Origin of the sequence: Halobacillus andaensis, from assembly GCF_014636475.1 — a bacterium.
Lineage (GTDB): Bacteria > Bacillota > Bacilli > Bacillales > Halobacillaceae > Halobacillus_A > Halobacillus_A andaensis.
In genome coordinates this window covers 1-1,151 of the sequence record NZ_BMEL01000013.1, presented here as the reverse complement: position 1 = coordinate 1,151, position 1,151 = coordinate 1, and the positions used below count along the sequence as shown (strand labels likewise).

The window sequence follows — 1,151 nt, the reverse complement described above, 5'->3', positions numbered from 1 at the left end:
GGAAGTAAAACAAGCACATTCGGTGTGCAAATGAGCATTATCATTCTCAACTTTTATGGAGAGTTTGATCCTGGCTCAGGACGAACGCTGGCGGCGTGCCTAATACATGCAAGTCGAGCGCAGGAAGCAAGCTGATCCCCTTCGGGGGTGACGCTTGTGGAATGAGCGGCGGACGGGTGAGTAACACGTGGGCAACCTGCCTGTAAGACCGGAATAACCCCGGGAAACCGGGGCTAATGCCGGGTAACACCTTCCCTCGCATGAGGGAGGGTTAAAAGATGGCTTCTCGCTATCACTTACAGATGGGCCCGCGGCGCATTAGCTAGTTGGTGAGGTAACGGCTCACCAAGGCGACGATGCGTAGCCGACCTGAGAGGGTGATCGGCCACACTGGGACTGAGACACGGCCCAGACTCCTACGGGAGGCAGCAGTAGGGAATCTTCCGCAATGGACGAAAGTCTGACGGAGCAACGCCGCGTGAACGATGAAGGTCTTCGGATCGTAAAGTTCTGTTGTTAGGGAAGAACAAGTGCCGTGCGAATAGAGCGGCACCTTGACGGTACCTAACGAGGAAGCCCCGGCTAACTACGTGCCAGCAGCCGCGGTAATACGTAGGGGGCAAGCGTTGTCCGGAATTATTGGGCGTAAAGCGCGCGCAGGCGGTTCCTTAAGTCTGATGTGAAAGCCCACGGCTCAACCGTGGAGGGTCATTGGAAACTGGGGAACTTGAGGACAGAAGAGGAGAGTGGAATTCCACGTGTAGCGGTGAAATGCGTAGATATGTGGAGGAACACCAGTGGCGAAGGCGACTCTCTGGTCTGTTTCTGACGCTGAGGTGCGAAAGCGTGGGTAGCAAACAGGATTAGATACCCTGGTAGTCCACGCCGTAAACGATGAGTGCTAGGTGTTAGGGGGCTTCCACCCCTTAGTGCTGAAGTTAACGCATTAAGCACTCCGCCTGGGGAGTACGGCCGCAAGGCTGAAACTCAAAGGAATTGACGGGGGCCCGCACAAGCGGTGGAGCATGTGGTTTAATTCGAAGCAACGCGAAGAACCTTACCAGGTCTTGACATCCTTGGACCACCCTAGAGATAGGGTTTTCCCTTCGGGGACCAAGTGACAGGTGGTGCATGGTTGTCGTCAGCTCGTG

At 55.4% G+C, this 1,151-nt stretch carries 1 rRNA gene; it reads left to right on the top strand.

Annotated features, from left to right (window positions below):
- Window positions 1–52: 52 nt before the first annotated feature.
- A 16S ribosomal RNA gene (locus IEV27_RS19785) occupies window positions 53–1,151 on the top strand; the annotation flags it as partial.